Below are 22066 nucleotides of genomic sequence, written 5' to 3' on the forward strand. Positions count from 1 at the left end.
GCCCCGGCCCGGCCGCCCAGCCCGGCCCGGCAGCCCGCCCGCGCGCACCCGGAGGTCGTCGGGCGGGGGAGGGGCGTACACTGGCCAACTGGCGACCGCCTCGCGCGGTCGACCTCGCGCGCCCTCTTCACGAATCGTCGTGAAGCGACGGCCTCCCTGGTCCCGATCTTGATCGGGCCCACCATGGGCCGGCGACCAGGCGCCAGGACGCCCGACCACCGGCCGGGCGTGACAACCAGGGATCTTGAGGAGTACCCCAACCATGGCCGTCGTGACCATGCGTCAGCTGCTGGAGAGCGGTGTCCACTTCGGGCACCAGACCCGGCGCTGGAACCCGAAGATGAAGCGCTTCATCATGACCGAGCGCAACGGCATCTACATCATCGACCTGCGCCAGACTCTCGAATACATCGAGAAGGCGTACGAGTTCGTGCGTGGGACCGTCGCCGAGGGTGGCAGCATCCTCTTCGTCGGCACCAAGAAGCAGGCCCAGGAGGCCATCGCCGAGCAGGCGACCCGGGTCGGTCAGCCGTACGTCAACCACCGCTGGCTCGGTGGCATGCTGACCAACTTCCAGACGGTGTACAAGCGGCTCCAGCGGATGAAGGAGCTGGAGGGCCTGGGTGACCTCAGCGGCACCGCCGCCGGTTACACCAAGAAGGAGACCCTGCAGCTCTCCCGCGAGAAGATCAAGCTGACCCGCACGCTGGGTGGTCTGCGGGACATGCAGAAGCTGCCGGCCGCGGTCTGGATCGTCGACACCAAGAAGGAGCACATCGCCGTCGACGAGGCCCGCAAGCTGGGCATCCCGGTGATCGCCGTTCTCGACACCAACTGCGACCCGGACGAGGTCGACTTCCCGATCCCGGGCAACGACGACGCCATCCGCTCCGCCGAGCTGCTGACCCGGGTGGTCGCGGCCGCCGTCGCGGACGGTCTGATCGCGCGTTCCGGTCGTCGCCGGGGTGGGGACGAGAAGCCCGAGGGTGTCGCGAGCGACGAGCCGCTGGCCGAGTGGGAGCGCGAGCTGCTGGAGCCGAAGAAGGCCGACGAGTCGGCCGCCCCGGCCGAGCAGCCCGCCGCTGCCGCCGCCGAGCAGCCCGCCGCGGAGCAGCCGGCGCAGGCCGCCACCGAGCAGCCGGCGGCCGCCACCGCGGAGTGACCCCGCACCGTCGCTGCCCGTCCGTCCGTTTTTCGAAGACGGCGGGCAGCGGCGGTACGCCGGGCACGATCCGCCCGGATCCGGGTAACCGGCACCTCTGACCATCCACACGCCGTCTCAACACCGAAGAGAGAGCCATGTCCCAAATCACCGCCGCGGACGTCAAGAAGCTCCGCGACCTCACCGGCGCCGGCATGATGGACAGCAAGAAGGCGCTGACCGAGGCCGAGGGCGACTTCGACAAGGCCATCGAGATCCTGCGCGTCAAGGGCGCCAAGGACGTCGGCAAGCGGGCCGGCCGTACGGCCGCCAACGGCCTGGTCGCCCACTCCGGCAAGGCGCTGCTCGAGCTCAACTGCGAGACCGACTTCGTCGCCAAGACCGAGTCGTTCATCGCGCTGGCCCAGCAGCTGGTGGAGCACGGCGAGCGTTCCGGCGTGACCAACGCCGAGGAGCTGCTCGCCTCCGAGCTGGACGGCAAGGTCGTCGCGGACCTGGTCCAGGAGCAGTCCGCCAAGATCGGCGAGAAGCTGGTGCTCAACCGGTTCGCCAAGGTCGAGGGCACCACCGCGGTCTACCTGCACCGCAAGGCGCAGGACCTGCCGCCGGCCGTCGGCGTGCTGGTGTCGTACACCGGCAAGTCGGACGAAGCGGGCGACGCTGACGCCCGTGGTGTCGCCATGCAGATCGCCGCGATGCGGCCGAAGTACCTCACCCGGGACGAGGTTCCGGCCGAGGTCGTCGAGTCCGAGCGGCGCATCGCCGAGCAGACCGCCCGCGAGGAGAACAAGCCCGAGGCGGCCCTGCCGAAGATCGTCGAGGGTCGGGTGAACTCCTTCTTTAAGGACTACGTCCTGATCGAGCAGTCATCCGTGGCTGACAACAAGAAGACGGTGAAGCAGGTGCTGGCCGAGGCCGGCATCGAGGTCACCCGCTTCGTGCGGTTCGAGGTCGGCCAGGCCTGAACCGCCACCGGGCGCCGCGCGCGCCCGGAGGCGCAAGACGTCGACGAGGAGGCCGCCGGTGTACGTGACAGGCACCGCGGCCTCCTCGTCACATAGGGTCGGCAGCGGCAGGTTCGCGGTAACGCGTCGCGCGGGGCGTGCGCGTGGGGGAAGGCGGGGCGGATGACGCAGGTTGTGAGTGATCGGACGCTGGCGGTGGACGATCCGACGGCGCCGCCGCCGGGACGGGCCCGCCGGGTGGTGCTGAAGCTCTCGGGTGAGGTGTTCGGTGGCGGCGCGATCGGCGTCGACCCGGACGTCGTCCAGGCCATCGCCCGACAGATCGCCACCGTGGTCCGCCGCGGCGTACAGGTCTCCGTCGTGGTTGGCGGCGGCAACTTCTTCCGCGGCGCGGAGCTGCAGAAGCGCGGCATGGACCGGGCGCGCGCCGACTACATGGGCATGCTCGGCACCGTGATGAACTGCCTCGCCCTCCAGGACTTCCTGGAGAAGGAGGGCATCGAGACCCGGGTGCAGAGCGCGATCACCATGGCCCAGGTCGCCGAGCCGTACATCCCGCTGCGGGCGATCCGGCACCTGGAGAAGGGCCGCGTGGTCATCTTCGGCGCCGGCGCCGGGATGCCGTACTTCTCCACCGACACCGTGGCCGCCCAGCGGGCGCTGGAGATCCGGGCCGACGTGGTGCTGATGAGCAAGAACGGCGTGGACGGCGTCTACACCGCCGACCCCCGGATCGACCCCACCGCCAGCAAGCTCGACTCGATCACCTTCTCCGAGGTGCTGCGCCGCAACCTGCGGGTGGCCGACGCCGCGGCGTTCAGCCTCTGCATGGAGAACGGCCTGCCGATGCTGGTCTTCGGCGCGCAGGGTGACGACACCATCATCCGCGCGGTGGGTGGCGAGAAGATCGGCACCCTGATCACCGCCTGAGCCCCGCCGGTGGCGACGGCAGCAGCGGTCTGACGACTTTCAGCAAGGCCCACGACGAGCACAGAAGGAGGCGAGGAGACCGGTGATCGACGACACCCTCCTCGAGGCCGAGGAGAAGATGGAGCGTGCGGTTGAGCACGCCAAGGAGGAGTTCGGCGCCATCCGTACCGGTCGCGCCAACGCCGCCATGTTCTCCAAGGTCATCATCGACTACTACGGCACGCCGACTCCGCTGACGCAGATGGCGTCCATCGCGGTTCCCGAGCCGCGGATGGCCATCATCAAGCCGTACGACAACTCGCAGATCAACGCGATGGAGAAGGCGATCCGCGACTCGGACCTCGGGGTGAACCCGAACAACGAGGGCAACCAGCTGCGCATCCTGCTCCCGCAGATGACCGAGGAGCGCCGCCGCGACATGATCAAGGTGGCCCGGCACAAGGGCGAGGAGGCCAAGGTGGCCATCCGCAACGTCCGCCGCCGTGCCAAGGAGGAGCTGGACCGGATCGTCAAGGACGGCGAGGCCGGCGAGGACGACGGTCGCCGCGCCGAGAAGGAGCTGGACGACCTGACGCAGCGCTACGTCGCCAGCATCGACGACCTGGTCAAGCACAAGGAGACCGAGCTGCTGGAGGTCTGAGGCCCGACCCGGCGTCCGCCGGGTGAGCAGCCGACGTGAGGCCCGCCCCCGATCCGGGGACGGGCCTCGTGCCGTCTGCGCGTCAGCGGGGGATCCGGACGGTACGGGTCGTCTCGGTCAGGCTCGTTCCGACGTACGCGTCGTGCAGCTCGAAGCGCACGGTGGCCCGACCCGGGTGCAGCACCGGGCCGCCCCGGTAGAAGCCCATCGAGATGCTGGCGGTGCCGCCGTCGCAGACGATCTCGCCGGCACCGAGGCCGCCGGTGGCCCAGTAGGTCGGCAGGCCGTCCTGGGTCAGCGACGCCGACAGGAAGTAGACGCCGGTCGGGCAGTTGCGCACCTCCCCCCGGGCGGTGGCGGCCGGGAACGCCGGCCCGGTGCCGTCGGGACTCCCGTCGTACAGGTAGATCTCGCTGGTGCGGTGATCGATCCTGATGCTGGCGTTCCGCGTCGCCGCGGTGGCCGGTGGGGCCGCCGTCAGGACGAGGGCGACCATCGTCAACACCGTCAGGCTGATTCTGCGCACGAACGTTCCTCCCCGCTGCTGTGGTGGAAACCGCCGGCGGCCGCCGGCACACCGACAGCCGACCACCGACGGGTAGCGCGGGTCATCCCCTGTTCGCCCGGATGCTCGGTCGGATAGGCGTCGATGCACCGCGGGTGCTCGTGCGGGCGCGGTTCTCGGGCCGGCCGTGCGGCCGCCGCCGTGGTGGCAGCGCGGCGACTCGCCGGATCTCGCCCACCGCGACCCCCGCGGGGGCCCCGGCGGTCAGGGGGCGCCATCGTCCGCCTCGCCCCGGCGGCGGGTGCAGTAGGCTCGGCAGGATTCCCGGCCACCGGGCGGTGCATACCGGGAATCGACCGACCGTCGAGGCGGTCGAGCCGGAGGAACACCGTCGCGCGTGTAGGGGATGCTTGTGGTCTTGCGTCATGTGGTGGTACTCGGCCCGCGTTGCGGTGCGTGATGTCCCACCCCGACCCCTACACCGACGAGCCGCGCGGCTGGGACCGGCCCGAGCGCCCGGCAGCCCTGCCCTGGCCCGAGCAGGAGCTTGAGGCGGGCCAGTGGAGCCGCCGTCCGGCCGGCGGGCCCGAGTTGTACGCCGAGCCCCGCAGCCGCCCGTACGCCGATCCGTACCCGGCCGACCCGTACCCGGCGGACCCGTACGACGAGCGCGGCCGGACGGTCCGCCCGGACGACCGGGACCGCTTCGACGACCGGGATCGGCGCGACCGTTTCGACGACCGGGACCGCTACGACGACGGCAACCAGCCCGACCGGTACGACGACCGGGGTCGCCCCGGCCGCTACGGCGACCGCCCGCCAGCGGGTGACGCTTCGCCACGTTATGCCGACCCCGGCGCCGGCCAGCGCTACGACGACCGGGACGCGCCGTCCCGCTTCGACGACCGGGACGTCCCGCCGCGCTTCGACGATCATGACGTCCCATCCCGCTTCGACGACCGGGACGTTCCGCCGCGCTTCGACGACGATGCCGGTTACCCGACCGCGCAGCTCGCGCCCATCGGCGCCGAGATCCTGCCGGACGACGATCCGGTGACCGAGCCGGAGCCGCCGAGCGGCCGGCGGCCGAGGGGCCGGCGACGGGCCAGCCTCGACCGGCCGGCGACCCAGCAGGTGGGCACCGGGCGGGCCGGCCGGAACCTGCCGGCGGCGATCGGGGTCGGGCTCGGCCTCGGCGCGCTGATCGTGGTTCCGCTGGTCTTCTACCCGCTGGCGTTCCTGCCGGTGATCGCCGCCGCCATCGCGGTCGGCATCTGGGAGATGGCCCGGGCGGTCCGCCGCAGCGGCGCCCACCCGCCGCTGGTGCCGCTGCTCGCCGGTGGTGTGCTGACCATCGGGCTGGCGTGGTTCGCCGGCCCGGACGCGCTCAGCCTGGGCCTTCTGGTCACCGTGCTGGGCACGATGGTCTGGCGGTTGGGCGACGGCCCGGCCGGCTTCCAGCGGGATCTCACCGCGGCCACCCTGATCGCGGTCTACGTGCCGTTCCTCGGCGGTTTCGCGGCGTTGCTGGCGGCCGCCCCCGACGACGGCCGGCTGCGCATCCTGGCCACGCTGATCGCGGTGGTCCTCTCCGACACCGGCGGGTACGCGGCCGGCGTCTCCTTCGGCCGCCACCCGATGGCCCCGTCGATCAGCCCCAAGAAGTCCTGGGAGGGTTTCGCCGGCTCGGTCACCGCGGCGGCGCTGGGCAGTGCCCTGCTGCTGTGGCTGATGTTCGAGGTGGCCCCGTGGTGGGGTGCCGTGTTCGGGGTGGCCGTCTCCTGTGCGGCGGTCCTCGGCGATCTCGCCGAATCGATGATCAAGCGGGACCTCGGCGTCAAGGACATGAGCAACCTGCTGCCCGGGCACGGTGGCCTGATGGACCGGCTGGACTCGATCCTGTTCGCGGTGCCGACCGCGTACCTGCTGTTGGCGATCTTCGTGCCGATGGCGGGGTGAGGCATGGATCACCGTGGCCCGAGCGTTTGCGACCGCTGGCCGGGAGCGGTTCCATACCTCCGGAGGGGTGCCCGGCGCCGGAGGCGTGACACACTGGACCAGCCATGACGAGCCTGCCGTTGATCCCCGCCATTTCGGAAGCCCCTGCCGCACGCCGGGCCTCCATGCCGCCGCAGCACCTCGCCGACCTGGACCTGGCCGGCCGCCAGGCGTTGGTCGCCGGGTTGGGTGAGCCCGCGTTCCGTGCCAAGCAGATCTCCAACCACTACTTCGGGCGGCTGGTTCGCGACCCGCAGGCGATGACCGATCTCCCGGCGGCGACGCGTGAGCGGCTGGCCGACCAGCTGCTGCCCACGCTGCTCACTCCGGTGCGCGAGCTGGCCTGTGACGACGGCGCGACCCGCAAGGCGCTCTGGAAGCTGCACGACGGCGCGCTGGTGGAGAGCGTGCTGATGGGCTACCCGGACCGCGTCACGGTCTGCATCTCCAGCCAGGCGGGCTGCGGCATGGCCTGCCCGTTCTGCGCCACCGGCCAGGCCGGGCTGACCCGCAACCTGTCCACGGCGGAGATCGTCGACCAGGCGGTCTACCTGGCCGGGGTGGCGGCCTCGGGCGCCGTCGCCGGCTCACCGCCGCGGCTGTCGCACGTCGTGTTCATGGGCATGGGCGAGCCGCTGGCCAACTACAACCGGGTCATCGCGGCGATCCGTCGGCTGGTCAGCCCCGCTCCGGAGGGCCTGGGCCTCTCCCAGCGGCACATCACCGTTTCCACGGTCGGCCTGGTTCCGGCCATCCGCCGACTGGCCAGCGAAGACCTCTCTGTGACCCTTGCGTTGTCGCTGCACGCGCCCGATGATGATCTGCGCGACGAACTCGTGCCGGTAAACCAGCGCTGGAAGGTAGCCGAGGTGCTGGACGCAGCGTGGGATTATGCCGCCCGGACGGGCCGTCGCGTGTCCATCGAATACGCAATGATCAAGGACGTGAACGACCAGCCGTGGCGAGCTGACCTGCTCGGGCGGCTGTTGGCCGGCAAGTTGGCGCATGTGAACCTCATCCCGCTCAATCCGACGCCGGGCAGCCGCTGGGACGCGAGCCCGAAGCCGGTCGAGCGGGAGTTCGTCCGGCGCTTGCGTGACGCGGGAGTCTCCACCACCGTACGGGACACCCGGGGTCGCGAGATCGACGGCGCGTGTGGCCAGCTCGCCGCCGCCGAGGACACCGACACCTTCACCGACCGCGCCGGAGAGGCACCGGCGTGACCGGGCGTGGCGAACGAGACCAGGAGACATAGTGGCGAGTCAGGGTCAGCGTTTCCGGCGCAAGGCGCTCCGCCGGGGATACAAGGTCGACGAGGTGGATGCCTTCCTCGACCGGGTCGAGGCGACGCTCGACGGCCGGCAGGTGGGTGCGCCGGTGGCCTCCCAGGAGGTCCACGACGTCGTCTTCCGGGTCCGGTTCAACGGCTACGACGAGTGGCAGGTCGACCTGCACCTGGACCGGGTCGAGCGGCAGCTGGCCGAGCTGGAGGAGCGCACGAGCGCCGGGCGCGGCGGCGACCCTCGGATGGGTGACCGGTTGGGCCCGCCGGATCGGATGGGCCCGCCGCTGCGCGACGACCGTGGGGGCATGGTTGCGCCGATGCCGCCCCGGCCGATGCCCGCGCAGGCCGGTCCGCCCGCCGACCGCTACGGCCGGTACGACGAGCCCACCGGCGCCTTCGCCGGCGGGTACGACGCCCCCCGCGGCGGCTACGACGCGCAGCGCGGCCCCGGCGGCCCCGGCCCGATGGGGCCCGGCGGTCCGATGGGTGGCCCCGGCGTCCCGCAGCGCGGTCTGCCCGCCGGTCCGGGTGGCTACGGCCCGCCCGACGAGCAGCGCATGCCCGGCGGCTACGGTCCGCCCGACGACCAGCGCATGCCCGGCGGCTACGGCCCGCCCGACGACCAGCGTGGACCCGGTGGCGGCTACCCGCCGGAGGAGCCGCGCTTCGACGGCTTCGAGGCCGGTCGGCACGGTCGCGCCGACATGACCGCCGAGATCCGGATGCCCGAACGGGACCTGCGCGACATGCGCCGTGGCCCGGCCGGCCCGCCCCCGATGCCGCAGCAGGGCCTCGGTGGCCCGCCGATGGCGGGTCCGCCCGCCGTGGCCGGCCCGCCGATGGCCGGGCCGCCGATGGGCGGCCCGCCGATGGCCGGCCCGCCCGGCAGCGACCTGTACCGGGTCGACCAGATCCGCCGCAGCTTCCAGGTGCGCCGGTTCGGCAGCGGGTACGACCCGGACCAGGTGGACCGGTTCTTCGAGACCCTGCTCGGCGGCATGCAGCGCCGCAACCCGATGCCTGTCGACCCGAAGGATCTGGACACGCTCCGGTTCGGCCTGGTGCCCGGCGGCTACTTCGAGGCCGAGGTCGACGCCGCCCTCAAGGACGTGCAGGACATCCTCTTCGGGCGCTGACCCCGACACGTACGCCAACGAGGGCCCGTCCCCGGATGGGGGCGGGCCCTCGGCGTACGTCGGCCGGTCGTCCGGCGGCCGGTCGGGTCAGGAGCGCAGGCCGTTGCGCCGCAGCACAGCGTCGCCGATCACGATGACCAGCAGCAGCGCGGCCAGGCCGACCAGCCAGATGTCCTCGACCCTGCCCTCGTGGTTGCCGCAGAACGCCATGACGACCAGCGCCAGCGCGGACAGCACGGCGCCGATGCGCCCCGACTTGCGGTGCCCGGGCTTGTGCTGGTCCGGCGACGTTACCGGCTCGCTTCCTGCCACTGTCGGTCCTTCCCTCGCGATCGGATCTTTGGTTAGTCTGGCACGCCTCCCGCCGGGGGCGGTGCGGTGGGGGTTTCCCCGCCTTCTGGCCCTGCCCGCCCAGGCCGGACGGCACTACGGGCGTCGCGGGGTGGCGGTCAGACTCCCTCCGGTAGCGTTTGGCGTACACCTGATTGTCTGTTTGAGGGGGACTGTGCGGTGCGAGTGACCGGAACCGGGCACGCCAGCATGCGGATCGACACGGCCGCGGGCAGCATCCTGTGCGACCCGTGGGTCAACCCGGCCTACTTCGCCTCGTGGTTTCCCTTCCCGGACAATTCCCTGCTCGACTGGGAGACGCTGGGCCAGGTCGACTACCTGTACGTCTCCCACCTGCACCGGGACCACTTCGACGCGAAGCACCTGCGGGACTTCGTCTCGAAGGACGCCACCGTCCTGCTCCCCGAGTTCCCCACCTCGGAGATGGAGGACGAGTTCCGGGCGCTGGGCTTCACGAAGTTCCTCAAGGCGCCCAACGAGCAGGTCGTGGAGCTGGACGGCGGCCTGAAGATCATGATCCAGGCGCTGACCAGCCCCACCGACGGCCCGATCGGTGACTCCTCGCTCTGGGTCGAGTACGACGGTGTGCGGCTGCTGAACCAGAACGACGCCCGCCCGACCGACCTGAGTGTCTTCGCCGAGCTGGGCCACGTGCACGCGCACCTGCTCCAGTTCTCCGGCGCGATCTGGTATCCGATGGTCTACGAGCTGCCGCAGGCGGCCAAGACCGCGTTCGGCAAGCAGAAGCGCGACCGGCAGTTCGACCGGACGTGGCGCTACATCGACGACCTGAAGGCCGACCACGTCTTCCCGATCGCCGGCCCGCCGTGCTTCCTCGACGACGCGCTGTGGCAGTTCAACGACATCCACGGCGATGAGGGCAACATCTTCCCGGACCAGTCGGTCTTCCTGAGCGAGTACGCGAAGGTCGGCGGCACCAACGGCATCGTGCTGCTGCCGGGCAGCGTCGCCGAGGTCACCACCGAGGGCGCGAGCACCACCCACCCGGTGCCGGTGCAGGAGTTCTTCGCGAACAAGGTCGCCCACCTGGAGGAGATGCGGGAGCGCAAGCGCCCGATCATCGAGGCGGAGAAGGCGTCCTGGCGGCACCCCGAGGTGGACGTGCTCGGCGAGATGAAGCGCCGCATCGAGCCGCTGCTCGACGAGTCGATCTACCTGGCCAAGGGGGTCGGCGGCCCGGTCCGCTTCGACCTGGTGGGCACCGACGACTCGGGCGGGGAGACCATTGAATCCATCGTGGTGGACTTCCCGGGCAAGGAGGTCCGGCCGTACGCGGACGAGAAGGTCCGCTACCGCTTCCGGACCGAGCGGTCGCTGATCGAGCACCTGCTCTTCATCGACGAGGTGGACTGGGTCAACTCGCTCTTCCTGTCCTGCCGGTTCTCGGCGGCCCGGATCGGCCAGTACAACGAGTTCGTCTACGCGTTCTTCAAGTGCCTCTCCGAGGAGCGCCTCCAGTACGCCGAGGGTTGGTACGACGAGCACGAGCGCACCACCGACGCCGAGGACATCACGCTGGGCGACTGGGTGGTGCAGCGGCGCTGCCCGCACCTCAAGGCGGACCTGACCCGGTTCGGCATCGTCGAGGGTGATCAGCTCACCTGCCAGCTGCACGGTTGGCGCTTCGACCTGCCCAGCGGCCGCTGCCTGACCAGCGTCGGCCACAAGGTCCGTGCCCACCGCGTCGACGCGGAGACCCCGGCCCCGGCCGGGGAGGCGTTGAGCTGACGAACCGGCCGGGCGCCCGAGGTGGCGCCCGGCCGCGGGCCCGATCCGCGTCCGCGCGGCCGTTCGATGCGCCACGATGCAGTGGTATGCGGTGAAAGCCGCAGTCCGGAAGTAACCGGACATCGTCGAGAGCGGGGCGGGCGTGGCGGGGGCGGACGCGCGGAAGCGTGAGTACCGGTACGGGCGCGGCCGGGAGATGGCCCGCGACGCCGCCCGGGTGGAGACGTTCAGCGACGGCGTCTTCGCGGTCGTGCTGACCGTGATGGCCGTCGAGCTGCTCCAGAACGGCCCGGCCCGGGCCGGCGGGAGGGAACTGCCGGACGCCCTCGCCCACGCCTGGCCGTCCTACCTCGCCTACGTGATCACCTTCGGGATCGCCGGCCAGATCTGGCTCGGCCATCACAACATGTGGCGGTACGTGGTCCGGGTCGACCAGCCGCTGGTGGTGTTCAACCTGCTCGTGCTGCTCTTCGTGGCCGCGATTCCGTTCACCGCCGACCTGCTGTCGGACAACCTGCGCGGCAGTGCGACCGAGCAGCGGCTGACCGCTGCTCTCTACCTCGGCACCGTGCTCGGCGAGTCGCTGTTCTTCAACCTGAGCTGGTGGTGGGCCCGCCGGCGCGAACTGCTCCACCCGGACCTGGACCCCGAGCTGGCCCGGGCGGTTTCCCGGCGACTGCTGGTGCGTCCGCTGCTCTACCTGACCGCCTTCGCCTTCGTCTTCGTCGACCCGATCCTCAGCCTCGTCCTGTACCTGCTGCTCGTCGGCCTCTCCCTCATCCGCCGCCCCGGCGACCTGCCCCGCTTCGCCGCCGAGGTCGGCGACGAGGTCAGCGGCCGAGGTCGCTGAGGATCCGCTGGGCGGCGTTGTGGCCGGCGGCGCCGATGACGCTGCCCGCCGGGTGGCAGCCGGCGCTGCCCGCGTACACGCCGTCGATGCCGGTGGCGTACGGCATGCGGTCGGTGAACGAGACGGTGTTGTCGACGTGGTGGATGTGACCGCCGGTGATGCCGAAGTGCTTCTCGATGCCCGGCGGGGGCAGCGGCACCGCGTCGGCGATCAGGTCGGCGGTGCCCGGCGCGTACCGCTCGACGATCTCGACGAGCCGGTCGACGTAGCCGGGCAGCTCCGCGTCCCAGGTGGTGCCGGCCAGCTCGTAGGGGACCGACTGGACGAACAGCGCCGACGAGTGGTGCCCGGCGGCGTCGGAGAGTGACGGGTCGACTGTGGTGTGCAGGTACCACTCGATGGTCGGCTCCGCCGGCAGCCGCCCGGCCTGCACGTCCGCCCACATGTCCCGCAGCGCGGTCATCGGCGAGGTGGCGTCGCCGCCGACCAGCGACGCGGAGCCGGGCAGCAGGTGGATGGTCGAGCCGAACGGGCTCGGCGTACCCGCCGGCAGGCAGGAGAACTGCGGCAGGCCGCTGAGCGCCAGGTTGAGCTTGAGGGTGGTGCCGGGGCGGCGGACCGCCGCCATCTGATCGCCGAGTCGCGCCGGGAGCGCGCCGTCGGGCACCAGGTCCATCAGCCGGTACGGGTCACACGCGCCGAGCACCACCCTCGCTGCGACCTCTCGACCGTCGGCCAGCACGACTCCGCTGGCCGCGCCGCCGTCGAGGGTCACCGCGCGCACCGGCGTACCGGTCAGGATTGTCGCTCCGGCGGCGCGCGCGGCGTCGGCGAACGTGCCAGAGACGGTGCCCATCCCGCCCTCGGCGATCATCCAGGTGCCGCCCGAGCCGGGCAGCCGGCACATGTTGTGCACGAGGAAGTTGTGGCCGGTCCCGGGGTCGTCCGGGCCGGCGTTGAGGCCGGAGAGCCCGTCGGTGACCGCGTACATGCTGACCAGCAGTTCGGAGCGGAACTCGAACCGGGCCAGGTAGTCCGCGACCGAGCCCCGGACGAGGTCGACGAAGACCTGCCGCAGCGCCGGGCGGACGTGCCGCTCGGCGGTCTCCTCGACGGTCAGCGGCTCGGCCAGCCAGGCCGGGGCGAGGTCCTCGCGCAGCGCGGCCAGCTCGGCCTGCATGGCGTCGTCGGCGGCCACGTCGGCGGGGGAGAAGAACTCGGCGAGCTGTGCCCGGGTGGCGGCGGTGTCGCTGCCGAAGAGCAGGTACGGCGAGCCGAGGCCGCCGGGGGTGGGCAGGAAGTAGTGCGGGTCGCGGCGCAGCACCGGGATCCGCACGTCGAGGGTGGCGAGCAGCTCCGGCGGCATGAGCCCGAGCAGGTACGACCCGGTGGAGTGGCGCAGCCCCGGCACCTTCGGGAACGGGTTCTCGGTGCGGGTCGCGCCGCCGATCACGTCGGCCGCCTCCAGCACCAGGACGTCCAGGCCGGCGCGGGCCAGCAGGATGGCGGAGACCAGACCGTTGTGCCCGGCACCGACGATCACGACGTCGGTCCGGCCGGGAAGTTCACTGCTCATGCCGCCGCAGCCTAGCCCCACCGCCCCGCCGGGTCAGCCCACCCCGCGTTGCGAAGGGGTGCGTTGGGCGCGCCAGCGGGAGAGGGCCAGGGTGGCGGAATAGCCGGCCAGGACGATCACGTGGAACAGGTACAGCCACAGGAGCACGGCCACGCCGGCGCCGATCTCGTCGAAGCCGCCGAACGGCACGCCCAGATCCAGCGGCAGGGACGCGAAGAGCACGAAGCCGTGCAGGAACCCGGAGAGGTTCGCCGCGGTGAACGACCCGATCCCGAGGGTGGAGAGCCAGTCCGGCGATGCCGGCCCCACCACCCGGAACACCCACACCAGCACCGGTGTGAGCACCAGCCACACTGCCAGGAACGACAGCACCACGCCCAGAGCGCCGACCCAGCCGCCCTGGGTGACCAGGCGGGTGGTGACCGGGAGCGCCAGCAGGATCGACAGCAGCAGCGCGGGCGCCGGTGCGAGCAGCGGCAGCAGCAGCACCCGACCTCGCCAACCGACCAGGTGCTCGTCGCTGCGCGGGGCCGCCACCGACACGAACGCCCGGCGCAGCCCCTCGCCGTACAGCGACGCGGGCAGCAGCGAGGCAAGGGCCAGCACCGGGGTCAACTCCACCCCGGCGTCGACAAGCGCGGCCACCGCCCGGGGCGCGCCGATCGCCGTCGGCAGGGCCTCCACGGCGTACGACGTGAGTCGGCGTACCCGATCGGCTCCCGCGATCAGCGCGGTGAGCCAGAGGGCCAACAGCGCCACCGGGACCACGGCGATCGCCCCGTAGAAGGTGATGGCGGCGGCGTGCAGCGACAGGTCCCGCCCGCGCACCGGACGGAACGCGGCGCTGGTGATCCGCTTCGCGCGCTGCCATCCGTTGCCCACCGGGTCTACCTTCCCTGTCCTCGGTGCGGTCACTCCTTAAGATCGCCGGTCATGACTGTTCTCACCACCGAACGTCTCATCCTGCGCGATTGGACCGACGATCCGGCCGATCTGGCCCGCATCTACGACATCTACTCCCGCCCGGAGATCACCCGCTGGTTGGCGGTGTCGCCGGGCATGCCGATGACCGACCCGGCCCAGGCCGTCGAGCGGCTGCGGATCTGGCAGGACCGGCACGCCGACGACGGTGGCCGGTACGGCACCTGGGCGGTCGAGGTACGCGAGACCGGTCAGGTGGTCGGCACGGCGCTGCTCAAACCACTGCCGGGTCGGGACGAGGCGGTGCGTACCAGGGACATCGAGACGGGGTGGCACCTGCACCCGGACTCGTGGGGTCACGGCTACGCCACCGAGGCGGCACGTGCCGTCGTGGCGCGGGAGTTCGCCGCCGGCACCCGGGAGATCTACGCGGTGGTGTCGCCGGGCAACGAGCCGTCGATGGCGGTCTGCCGGCGACTCGGCATGGCGCACGTGGGTCAGCGCACCGACTGGTACGGCGGGGAGCTGTTGGAGACCTTCGTCCTGGCGGCACCAGATACCTGATCGGGCAGACAAGCCCATCAATAGTCACGGGGGTCGAAGTGTTGACGCTCCCGTAGCACGTCAGTAACCTTTGGCCAAAGTAACGCAAGATTTCGACAAAGACGTGCACGATTCCGAGCACGCATCCGGAAGATTCAACGGGCCTCCCTGTGGCCCGTTGCTGGTCGTGCCTCGCGCCGTCCGTACCGCCCCCCGTCTCTCTCGACACCGGCCCACTCCCGCGGGCCGGCGCTGCACCGCCGCACCCCCACCCCCGTGGTCACGCCACCGCGGCGACCGTCCCCCGACGACAAGGACAGTGATGAGACGAACGAATCTCTTCAGGATGGTGGCGGCCATGGCCGTGGCCACGCTGATGGCCACGGCGGGGGCGACGGCGGTCGCGAGCCCGGCCGGCGCCGCCCGCCCCGCCGCCCCGGCCGCCGCGTCGGGCAGCGCCTTCGCCCCGGCCGCCACCAACCTCGCCCAGGGTCGTCCCACCCAGGAGAGCGGCCACGCCGACGTCTACGACTCGTCGAAGGTCGTCGACGGCAACGCGGGCAGCTACTGGGAGAGCCTCAACAACTCGTTTCCCCAGTGGGTGCAGGTCGATCTCGGCTCGTCGCAGTCGGTCAACCAGGTCGTGCTGAAGCTGCCGACCTCCGGCTGGGGGACCCGTACGCAGACGTTGAGCGTGCAGGGCAGCGCCACCGGTTCGTCGTTCACCGACCTGGTCGGGTCGCAGACGTACACCTTCAACCCGGCGAGCGGCAGCACCGTCACGATCACCTTCAGCGCGTCCACCACCCGCTACGTGCGGATCACCGTCACCGCCAACAGCGGCTGGCCGGCCGGGCAGCTCTCCGAGCTGGAGGTGTACGGCAGCGGCACGACCACCCCGGACACCACCGCGCCGAGCGTCCCGGGCAACCTCTCGTACACCCAGTCGGGCACCACCATCACCCTCAACTGGGTCGCGTCCACCGACAACGCGGGCGGCAGCGGCGTCGCCGGCTACGACATCTACCGCAACGGCGCGTTCCTCCAGTCCGTCGGGAACGTGACCACCTTCACGGACACCCAGCCGGCCACGGCGACGGTGTCCTACTACGTCCGTGCTCGCGACGCCGCCGGCAACCTCTCCGGCAACAGCAACACGGTCACCCGTACCGGCAGTGGTGACACCACCGCGCCGAGCGTGCCGGGGACGCTCTCGCAGAGCACGTCGGGCAGCACGATCACGCTCACCTGGGGCGCGTCGACCGACTCCGGTGGCAGCGGCCTGGCCGGCTACAACGTCTACCGGGGCGGCAGCCTGATCGCGACGCTGGGCACCGTCCTCACCTATCAGGACACCCAGCCCGCGACGGCGACCGTGTCGTACTACGTCCGTGCCCGCGACGGCGCTGGCAACCTCTCCGGCACCAGCAACACCGTCACCCGCACCGGCAGCAACCCACCGGCCTGCACCAACGTGGCGGCGGGCAAGAGCATGACGGCGAGCGGCTCCACCTTCAGCTTCACCCCGGACAAGGCGAACGACGGGCAGCTCACCACCTACTGGGAGGGCGCGGCGAGCTACCCGCAGAACCTGACCGTGGCGCTGGGCGCGAACCACTCGATCTCCGGCGTCACCGTCAAGCTCAACCCCGACCCGGCCTGGGGCACCCGTACCCAGACCATCCAGGTCCTCGGCCGCGACCAGGCGTCGTCGGCGTACACCAGCCTGGTGTCGGCGGCGGCCTACCAGTTCGTCCAGGGCGCCAACGTGGTGACGATCCCGGTCACCGCGACCACCGCGGACGTGCAGTTGCGGTTCACCGGCAACACCGGCGCCCCGTCCGGCCAGGTGGCCGAGCTGGAGGTGTGCGGCACCCCGGCACCCAACCCGGACCTGGTCGTCAGCTCGGTGACCTGGTCACCCACGTCGCCCACCGAGGCCAGCGCGGTCACCCTCTCGGCCGTCGTGCAGAACATCGGGTCGGCGTCCGCCGGCGCGACCACTGTCAACTTCAGCCTGGCCGGCGCGGTCGTCGGCAGCGCCACGGTGGGCGCGCTCGCCGCGGGCGGCTCGACCACCGTGTCGTTCAACGCCGGTACGCGGCCGATGGGCAGTTACGCCGTCTCGGCGGTGGTCGACCCGACGAACACGATCGTCGAGCAGAACAACGGCAACAACAGCCTCACGGCGGCGTCGCCGCTGGTGGTCGCGCAGGCACCGGGGCCGGACCTCCAGGTGCTCAGCATCGCCTCGAACCCGCCGAACCCGGCCGTCGGGGCGTCCGTCACCTTCACCGTGACGGTCCGCAACCGGGGCACCACCGCGACCGGCGCGACCACCGTCACCCGACTGGTGGTGGGCAGCACCACGCTCAACACCAGCACCGCCTCGATCGCCGCGGGCGCGACGGCCACCGTGGCCGTCACCGGCAGCTGGACCGCCACCAGCGGCGGCGCCACCATCACCGCCACCGCCGACGCGACAAACGTGGTCACCGAGACCAACGAGAGCAACAACGCGTTCAGCCAGTCGATAGTGGTCGGCCGCGGGGCCGCCGTCCCGTACGTCTCCTACGAGGCCGAGGCCGGCCGTTACCAGGGCACGCTGCTGGAGACCGACCCGCTGCGCACCTTCGGGCACACCAACTTCGCCAGCGAGTCCTCCGGCCGCAAGTCGGTACGGCTCACCAGCACCGGCCAGTTCGTCGAGTTCACCTCGGCCAACCAGGCCAACTCCATCGTGGTGCGCAACTCCATCCCGGACGCTCCCGGTGGCGGTGGCATCGAGGCGACCATCAGCCTCTACGTCAACGACGTCTTCTCCCGGAAGTTGACCCTGTCGTCGAAGCACAGCTGGCTCTACGGCAACACCGACGGGCCGGAGGCGCTGACCAACACCCCGCAGGCCGACGCCCGACGGCTGTTCGACGAGTCGAACGCGCTGCTGTCGCAGTCGTACCCGGCCGGCACCCGGTTCAAGTTGCAGCGCGACTCGGGTGACACCGCCTCGTTCTACGTCATCGACATGATCGACCTGGAGCAGGTGGCCCCGCCGGCGAGCCAGCCCGCCGGCTGCACCTCGATCACCACGTACGGCGCGGTTCCGAACGACGGGCTCGACGACACCGCCGCCATCCAGCGGGCCGTGACCGACGACCAGAACGGTGTCATCGGCTGCGTCTGGATCCCCGCCGGGCAGTGGCGGCAGGAGCAGAAGATCCTGACCGACGACCCGCAGAACCGGGGCATGTACAACCAGGTCGGCATCAGCAACGTCACGATCCGGGGCGCCGGCATGTGGCACTCGCAGCTCTACACACTGACCGAGCCGCAGAACGTGGTGGGCGGCATCAACCACCCGCATGAGGGCAACTTCGGCTTCGACATCGACAAGAACACCCAGATCTCCGACATCGCCATCTTCGGCTCGGGCCGGATCCGCGGCGGTGACGGCAACGCCGAGGGTGGCGTCGGTCTGAACGGTCGCTTCGGCGCCGGCACGAAGATCAGCAACGTCTGGATCGAGCACGCCAACGTGGGTGTCTGGGTGGGCCGCGACTACGACAACATCCCTGAGCTGTGGGGCCCGGCCGACGGGCTGGAGTTCACCGGCATGCGGATCCGCGACACGTACGCCGACGGCATCAACTTCAGCAACGGCACGCGCAACTCGCGGGTGTTCAACTCGTCCTTCCGCACCACCGGCGACGACGCGCTAGCCGTCTGGGCCAACCCGTACGTCAAGGACCGCAGCGTCGACATCGCCCACGACAACCACTTCGTCAACAACACCGTCCAGCTGCCCTGGCGGGCCAACGGCATCGCCATCTACGGCGGCTACGACAACTCGATCGAGAACAACCTGGTCTACGACACCGCGAACTACCCGGGCATCATGCTGGCGACCGACCACGACCCGTTGCCCTTCTCCGGAACGACGGTGATCGCCAACAACGGGCTCTACCGCACCGGCGGCGCGTTCTGGAACGAGGACCAGGAGTTCGGCGCCATCACGCTCTTCCCGTCGACCCGGGACATCGTCGGCGTCACCATCCGCGACACCGACATCATCGATTCGACGTACGACGGCATCCAGTTCAAGAACGGCGGCGGCAACATGCCGAACGTCGCCATCACCAACGTGCGCATCGACAAGTCCACCAACGGTGCCGGCATCCTCGCGATGAGCGGCGCGCGCGGCAACGCCAACCTGACGAACGTGACAATCACCAACTCGGCCGACGGCAACATCGTCATCCAGCCGGGCTCCCAGTTCGTCATCAACGGGGGCTAGTCCCGGTCGGGGGCCGCTCCGGCGGTCCCCGGCCGTTCCACCCATCGCCTGATCAACACGCTTTCACTGAAATCGGGGTGTCCGCGGCCCGCGGACACCCCGACTTCCATGAACCCGAGTTGATCAGCGCGGCCTGGTCAGGCGGTCGGCGCCGGCGCCAGGGCCGCGGCGAGGGCCTCGGCGTTCTTCTTGTCCACCCGGGGGAAGGTAAGGGTGACGCCGTCTCCAGCGGCGCCGAAGGCGAGGCGCAGCAGGCTCACGATGCCCATCTTCGCCTCGGCGAGCGCGACGTGTTCCCGGGGCACCTCGGCGAGCACACCAGTGCCGGGCCCGCCGAGGAAGGTCTGCGGCAGGAAGATCAGCCGCCGGTCGGTGAGGACGACGAACTGCTTCTTGGTCCGCGCCAGAGCGTGGCCCACCGCCCCGGCGCCCGCGGTGATCAGTCCTTGCGAGACGACCGTCCCGAGTCGGCCGGCCGAGAAACTGCCGACCATCGCCCGGGTCGCGGTGACCGGCTGTTCCCCGGGTTGCAGGATCGACGCCACCCGCTCGAACGCGCGCGCCTGAAGCTTCTGGTTCATGTGGTCCCCTCCGTGTTTGACCGTGATCGCCGCTGATGCTCGCGGAGCAGGACAGCCCGGGCCATCCGTCGATCAGGCGCATGATCATGACGGTCGGTCATGGTCGGCGTCGGGTCAGCCGCGGTGACGGGCCAGCCCGCAGGGGCCGTCGTGGGCGTCGGGACGCCGGCACCGGCCCGCGCCGCCGAGCAGGGCGTCGCAGAACACTCGGGTACGGAGGAACTGCGCGTCCTCCTCGCTGAGCGTCGTCTCCCCGAAGTCGACGACGGCGAGGTGACCGAGCGAGTCGCTTAGCGCCACAGCCAGGGCGGTGACCTCGTCGAGGCTGGTCAGCGTGGTCGGCAGGTGGATGACCCACCGTGGCGCGGTCATCGCGTCCACCGGCAGGGCCACACTGGTCGGGCCGCACCACGCGGCCGGTCCGGACAGGGCCAGCGCAGCCCACAGGTGCAGTACCGACCCCACCGTGCCCAGTTGCGGCGATGCCTCGGTGTCAGCGGCACCAACCCGACCTGCTTGCCCATTGCGCCCACCTTCCTCGCGCCTGTTCACACTCTGCTGTGGACGCGACTACCGTCGGAAGGTGGTGAGCGCCCTCAGCGCCGGGTGTGCCGATCCGCCGAGACGCGGTGATGGCCGGTGGTGACTGGTGGGCGAGATGTGGTGGAGGTGTGATGGACAACGGCCCGGCGTCGACGCTGGAGTTCCTCGGGGCTGAGCTGCGACGGGCTCGCCGGGAACGCGGGCTGAGCCAGGAGGACTTGGCGCAGCGCATCAGCTACTCGTCGTCGCTGGTGGGGATGGTGGAGATCGGTCACCGCACTCCCTCGCAGGACTTCATCGCCCGGGTGGACGGGATATTGGAGGCAGGTGGGCTGTTCGAGCGGCTGCTCACCCTGGTCCGGGCCGACGCCGCTCCGCCTTGGTTGCGTGAGTGGATCACCGTCGAACGGGAGGCGACCATGATCCGCTGGTTCGAGCCGTCGTTGATCCCCGGCCTCCTGCAGACCGAGGCGTACGCCCGGGCAGTGCTGCGCGGCGGGGGGATGCTGCGGGAGCCGGAGGTCGAGCAACGGGTGGGCTCACGCATGGACCGGCAGTCGGTGCTGAGCCGGGAGCACCCGCCGGAGTTCGTGGCGGTGGTCGACGAGGCGGTGCTGCGGCGGGCGATCGGTGCCCCGGCCGTGATGGTGGCGCAGTTCGAGCACCTGCTCCAGATCACCGAGCAGCCCCACGTGGACCTCTACGTGGTGCCGGCCGAGGCGGGCATGCATGCCGGGTTGGCGGGCCCGTTCATCCTGGCCCGGACACCGGACAGCGGTGAGGTCGCGCACCTCGACACCGCGGTGCGCGCGCACGTCACCGACCGCCCGGAGGACGTTGATAACCTTCGGCGCAGATGGGAGAGCCTGCGGGGCGAGGCGTTGCCCCGGCGGGCCTCACGGGATCTCGTACGGGAGCTGGCGAAGTCATGGACCTGACCGATGCGGTGTGGCGCACGTCCACCCGCAGCGACAACGGGGGCTCCACGTGTGTGGAGGTGGCCACCAACCTGTCGCACCTGGTCGGCGTGCGCGACAGCAAGGACCGGCAAGGGCCGGTGCTGACCTTCGCTCCCTCGGCCTGGGCCGCCTTCATCGAGTTCACGGTGGTCAGCCAACCCTCGCGATGACCGCGCTTTGCCAAGCCGCAGATCTTGGACAGTTTCCGTTAGGGGCGGAACGGAAACTGTCCAAGATCTGTTCTGCCGTGCGGGGTGCAGCAGCTGATCGGTGGCGGACTCGGTGTGCGATGCCGCGCTGCGCGGGCTGCGGTGGCTAGGCTGACCTGAGCAAGATGGTCCGCTGAGGGGGTGAGCCCGGATGGCCCAGGCAGCTTTTACGCCGGAGCCGGCGCCGCAGCACACCGAGCCGTCGTTCGACGTGCTGCGGTGGCACGACGAGCCGTGGACCGCGCAGCTCGCCCTCGACCTGTTGCCGGAGACCAACGGCCCCAAGGTTGAGGTCCTGAGCGGAAGCGTGATCGTGACACCACATGCCGGGTACGACCATCAGGACGCGGAGTTGGACCTCGCGTTCCACCTCAAGCAGGCAGCCCGCCGGGCCAAGCTGTGGCTCTACCTTGAGACGAACATCGTCTCGGGCCAGGACCTGTTCATCCCGGACATCGTCATCCTCGATGCGCCGGGTGGCGGTCGAACGACAATGAACATCGACCACGCCGTGCTCCTCGGTGAGATTGTCTCTCCCGGGCACCGGCGCAAGGACATCATCGACCGCCCGCGTGAGTACGCCGCCGCCGGCGTGCCGTTCTTCCTCCGGGTCGACCTGCGCAATCGGGTGCCCACGATCGCGTTGTACGAGCTGACCGAGGGGGAGTACCGGCCGGTGGCCGCCGCTGCGGCCGGGACGCGCTTCGTCATGCGGGAGCCGTTCAAGTTCTCCATCGATCCGGGCGACCTGCTCGGCGAGGAGGCGGTCCCAGAAGAGCCTGGCACCTCTTGACCGACACGGTTTCGGCGATGTGGGGGTATCCGAGAGCTGCGGATACCCCGAGATCGGCGATCTGGAGTCGATCATG

At 70.8% G+C, this 22066-nt stretch carries 20 protein-coding genes; 14 read left to right on the forward strand and 6 right to left on the reverse strand.

The window, feature by feature from the left end:
* The first annotated feature begins 262 nt into the window (after positions 1-262).
* The 4 genes from rpsB to frr all read left to right on the forward strand — a co-directional run bounded on the left by rpsB (position 263) and on the right by frr (position 3697).
* The gene (gene rpsB / locus ACGGAQ_RS26880; RefSeq protein ID WP_393053755.1) at positions 263-1162 is read left to right on the forward strand and encodes a 30S ribosomal protein S2; all 900 of its coding nucleotides are present in this window, start codon (positions 263-265) and stop codon (positions 1160-1162) included.
* Between the two features lie 137 nt (positions 1163-1299).
* A complete protein-coding gene (tsf, locus tag ACGGAQ_RS26885) occupies positions 1300-2127 on the forward strand; it encodes a translation elongation factor Ts (protein ID WP_393053758.1) in 828 nt (275 codons plus the stop codon).
* 162 nt (positions 2128-2289) lie between these two features.
* Positions 2290-3057: a UMP kinase gene (pyrH, locus tag ACGGAQ_RS26890; protein WP_354856364.1), complete on the forward strand. Its 768-nt coding sequence runs from the start codon at positions 2290-2292 to the stop codon at positions 3055-3057.
* Between the two features lie 82 nt (positions 3058-3139).
* A complete protein-coding gene (frr, locus tag ACGGAQ_RS26895; protein ID WP_354856362.1) occupies positions 3140-3697 on the forward strand; it encodes a ribosome recycling factor in 558 nt (185 codons plus the stop codon).
* Between the two features lie 82 nt (positions 3698-3779).
* Here frr and ACGGAQ_RS26900 read toward each other — a convergent pair whose 3' ends face one another.
* Positions 3780-4223, reverse strand: coding sequence for a hypothetical protein (locus tag ACGGAQ_RS26900; RefSeq protein WP_393053762.1), 444 nt, complete (start codon positions 4221-4223; stop codon positions 3780-3782).
* Between the two features lie 438 nt (positions 4224-4661).
* Between ACGGAQ_RS26900 and ACGGAQ_RS26905 the strand changes: the two genes are divergently transcribed.
* From ACGGAQ_RS26905 to ACGGAQ_RS26915, 3 genes are all read left to right on the forward strand, one after another.
* Entirely contained in the window at positions 4662-6161 is a 1500-nt protein-coding gene (locus ACGGAQ_RS26905; RefSeq protein ID WP_393053765.1) for a phosphatidate cytidylyltransferase, read from the forward strand.
* A 104-nt stretch (positions 6162-6265) separates the two neighbouring features.
* Positions 6266-7423, forward strand: coding sequence for a 23S rRNA (adenine(2503)-C(2))-methyltransferase RlmN (gene rlmN / locus ACGGAQ_RS26910; RefSeq protein ID WP_234584239.1), 1158 nt, complete (start codon positions 6266-6268; stop codon positions 7421-7423).
* Positions 7424-7454: 31 nt separating this feature from the next.
* A complete protein-coding gene (locus ACGGAQ_RS26915; protein ID WP_393053768.1) occupies positions 7455-8621 on the forward strand; it encodes a DivIVA domain-containing protein in 1167 nt (388 codons plus the stop codon).
* Between the two features lie 87 nt (positions 8622-8708).
* Here ACGGAQ_RS26915 and ACGGAQ_RS26920 read toward each other — a convergent pair whose 3' ends face one another.
* Entirely contained in the window at positions 8709-8933 is a 225-nt protein-coding gene (locus ACGGAQ_RS26920) for a DUF2631 domain-containing protein (protein ID WP_007456591.1), read from the reverse strand.
* Positions 8934-9131: 198 nt separating this feature from the next.
* Here ACGGAQ_RS26920 and ACGGAQ_RS26925 point away from each other — a divergent pair, with 198 nt between their 5' ends.
* Positions 9132-10721 (forward strand): Rieske 2Fe-2S domain-containing protein, encoded by a 1590-nt coding sequence (locus ACGGAQ_RS26925; RefSeq protein ID WP_393053772.1) that lies wholly within the window; start codon positions 9132-9134, stop codon positions 10719-10721.
* Positions 10722-10917: 196 nt separating this feature from the next.
* Positions 10918-11571 (forward strand): TMEM175 family protein, encoded by a 654-nt coding sequence (locus ACGGAQ_RS26930; protein ID WP_393053820.1) that lies wholly within the window; start codon positions 10918-10920, stop codon positions 11569-11571.
* Here ACGGAQ_RS26930 and ACGGAQ_RS26935 read toward each other — a convergent pair.
* Complete coding sequence (locus ACGGAQ_RS26935) at positions 11552-13147, reverse strand: phytoene desaturase family protein (protein WP_393053775.1); 1596 nt, start codon at positions 13145-13147, stop codon at positions 11552-11554. The two genes, ACGGAQ_RS26930 and ACGGAQ_RS26935, sit on opposite strands and share 20 nt — an antisense overlap.
* A gap of 33 nt (positions 13148-13180) precedes the next feature.
* Positions 13181-14029 carry a YhjD/YihY/BrkB family envelope integrity protein gene (locus ACGGAQ_RS26940; RefSeq protein WP_393053778.1) on the reverse strand — a complete coding sequence of 283 codons (849 nt, stop codon included), beginning with the start codon at positions 14027-14029 and terminating at the stop codon, positions 13181-13183.
* A 51-nt stretch (positions 14030-14080) separates the two neighbouring features.
* Here ACGGAQ_RS26940 and ACGGAQ_RS26945 point away from each other — a divergent pair, with 51 nt between their 5' ends.
* Together ACGGAQ_RS26945 and ACGGAQ_RS26950 are read left to right on the forward strand one after the other, a co-directional pair.
* A complete protein-coding gene (locus tag ACGGAQ_RS26945) occupies positions 14081-14632 on the forward strand; it encodes a GNAT family N-acetyltransferase (protein WP_393053781.1) in 552 nt (183 codons plus the stop codon).
* A 301-nt stretch (positions 14633-14933) separates the two neighbouring features.
* Positions 14934-18905 (forward strand): CARDB domain-containing protein, encoded by a 3972-nt coding sequence (locus ACGGAQ_RS26950; protein ID WP_393053784.1) that lies wholly within the window; start codon positions 14934-14936, stop codon positions 18903-18905.
* A gap of 137 nt (positions 18906-19042) precedes the next feature.
* Here ACGGAQ_RS26950 and ACGGAQ_RS26955 read toward each other — a convergent pair whose 3' ends face one another.
* On the reverse strand, positions 19043-19486 hold the full coding sequence (locus ACGGAQ_RS26955; protein WP_393053786.1) for a hypothetical protein: 444 nt from the start codon (positions 19484-19486) through the stop codon (positions 19043-19045).
* Between the two features lie 114 nt (positions 19487-19600).
* A complete protein-coding gene (locus tag ACGGAQ_RS26960) occupies positions 19601-19951 on the reverse strand; it encodes a hypothetical protein (RefSeq protein ID WP_393053789.1) in 351 nt (116 codons plus the stop codon).
* 209 nt (positions 19952-20160) lie between these two features.
* Between ACGGAQ_RS26960 and ACGGAQ_RS26965 the strand changes: the two genes are divergently transcribed.
* The 3 genes from ACGGAQ_RS26965 to ACGGAQ_RS26975 all read left to right on the forward strand — a co-directional run bounded on the left by ACGGAQ_RS26965 (position 20161) and on the right by ACGGAQ_RS26975 (position 21990).
* Entirely contained in the window at positions 20161-20967 is an 807-nt protein-coding gene (locus ACGGAQ_RS26965) for a Scr1 family TA system antitoxin-like transcriptional regulator (protein WP_393053792.1), read from the forward strand.
* The gene (locus ACGGAQ_RS26970; protein ID WP_393053795.1) at positions 20958-21158 is read left to right on the forward strand and encodes a DUF397 domain-containing protein; all 201 of its coding nucleotides are present in this window, start codon (positions 20958-20960) and stop codon (positions 21156-21158) included. The genes ACGGAQ_RS26965 and ACGGAQ_RS26970 overlap by 10 nt, the downstream gene beginning before the upstream one ends.
* 190 nt (positions 21159-21348) lie before the next feature.
* Positions 21349-21990, forward strand: coding sequence for a Uma2 family endonuclease (locus ACGGAQ_RS26975; protein WP_393053798.1), 642 nt, complete (start codon positions 21349-21351; stop codon positions 21988-21990).
* Positions 21991-22066: the final 76 nt, after the last annotated feature.

Source organism: Micromonospora sp. NPDC047557 (assembly GCF_043205095.1).
Taxonomy (GTDB): domain Bacteria; phylum Actinomycetota; class Actinomycetes; order Mycobacteriales; family Micromonosporaceae; genus Micromonospora.

Coding starts and splice junctions, on each gene's coding strand:
- ACGGAQ_RS26905 (WP_393053765.1), top strand. CDS start 4,662: ATGTCCCACCCCGACCCCTACACCGACGAGCCGCGCGGCTGGGACCGG.
- ACGGAQ_RS26945 (WP_393053781.1), top strand. CDS start 14,081: ATGACTGTTCTCACCACCGAACGTCTCATCCTGCGCGATTGGACCGAC.
- ACGGAQ_RS26935 (WP_393053775.1), bottom strand. CDS start 13,147: ATGAGCAGTGAACTTCCCGGCCGGACCGACGTCGTGATCGTCGGTGCC.
- rlmN (WP_234584239.1), top strand. CDS start 6,266: ATGACGAGCCTGCCGTTGATCCCCGCCATTTCGGAAGCCCCTGCCGCA.
- ACGGAQ_RS26975 (WP_393053798.1), top strand. CDS start 21,349: ATGGCCCAGGCAGCTTTTACGCCGGAGCCGGCGCCGCAGCACACCGAG.
- ACGGAQ_RS26950 (WP_393053784.1), top strand. CDS start 14,934: ATGAGACGAACGAATCTCTTCAGGATGGTGGCGGCCATGGCCGTGGCC.
- rpsB (WP_393053755.1), top strand. CDS start 263: ATGGCCGTCGTGACCATGCGTCAGCTGCTGGAGAGCGGTGTCCACTTC.
- tsf (WP_393053758.1), top strand. CDS start 1,300: ATGTCCCAAATCACCGCCGCGGACGTCAAGAAGCTCCGCGACCTCACC.
- ACGGAQ_RS26965 (WP_393053792.1), top strand. CDS start 20,161: ATGGACAACGGCCCGGCGTCGACGCTGGAGTTCCTCGGGGCTGAGCTG.
- ACGGAQ_RS26930 (WP_393053820.1), top strand. CDS start 10,918: ATGGCCCGCGACGCCGCCCGGGTGGAGACGTTCAGCGACGGCGTCTTC.
- ACGGAQ_RS26955 (WP_393053786.1), bottom strand. CDS start 19,486: ATGAACCAGAAGCTTCAGGCGCGCGCGTTCGAGCGGGTGGCGTCGATC.
- ACGGAQ_RS26970 (WP_393053795.1), top strand. CDS start 20,958: ATGGACCTGACCGATGCGGTGTGGCGCACGTCCACCCGCAGCGACAAC.
- pyrH (WP_354856364.1), top strand. CDS start 2,290: ATGACGCAGGTTGTGAGTGATCGGACGCTGGCGGTGGACGATCCGACG.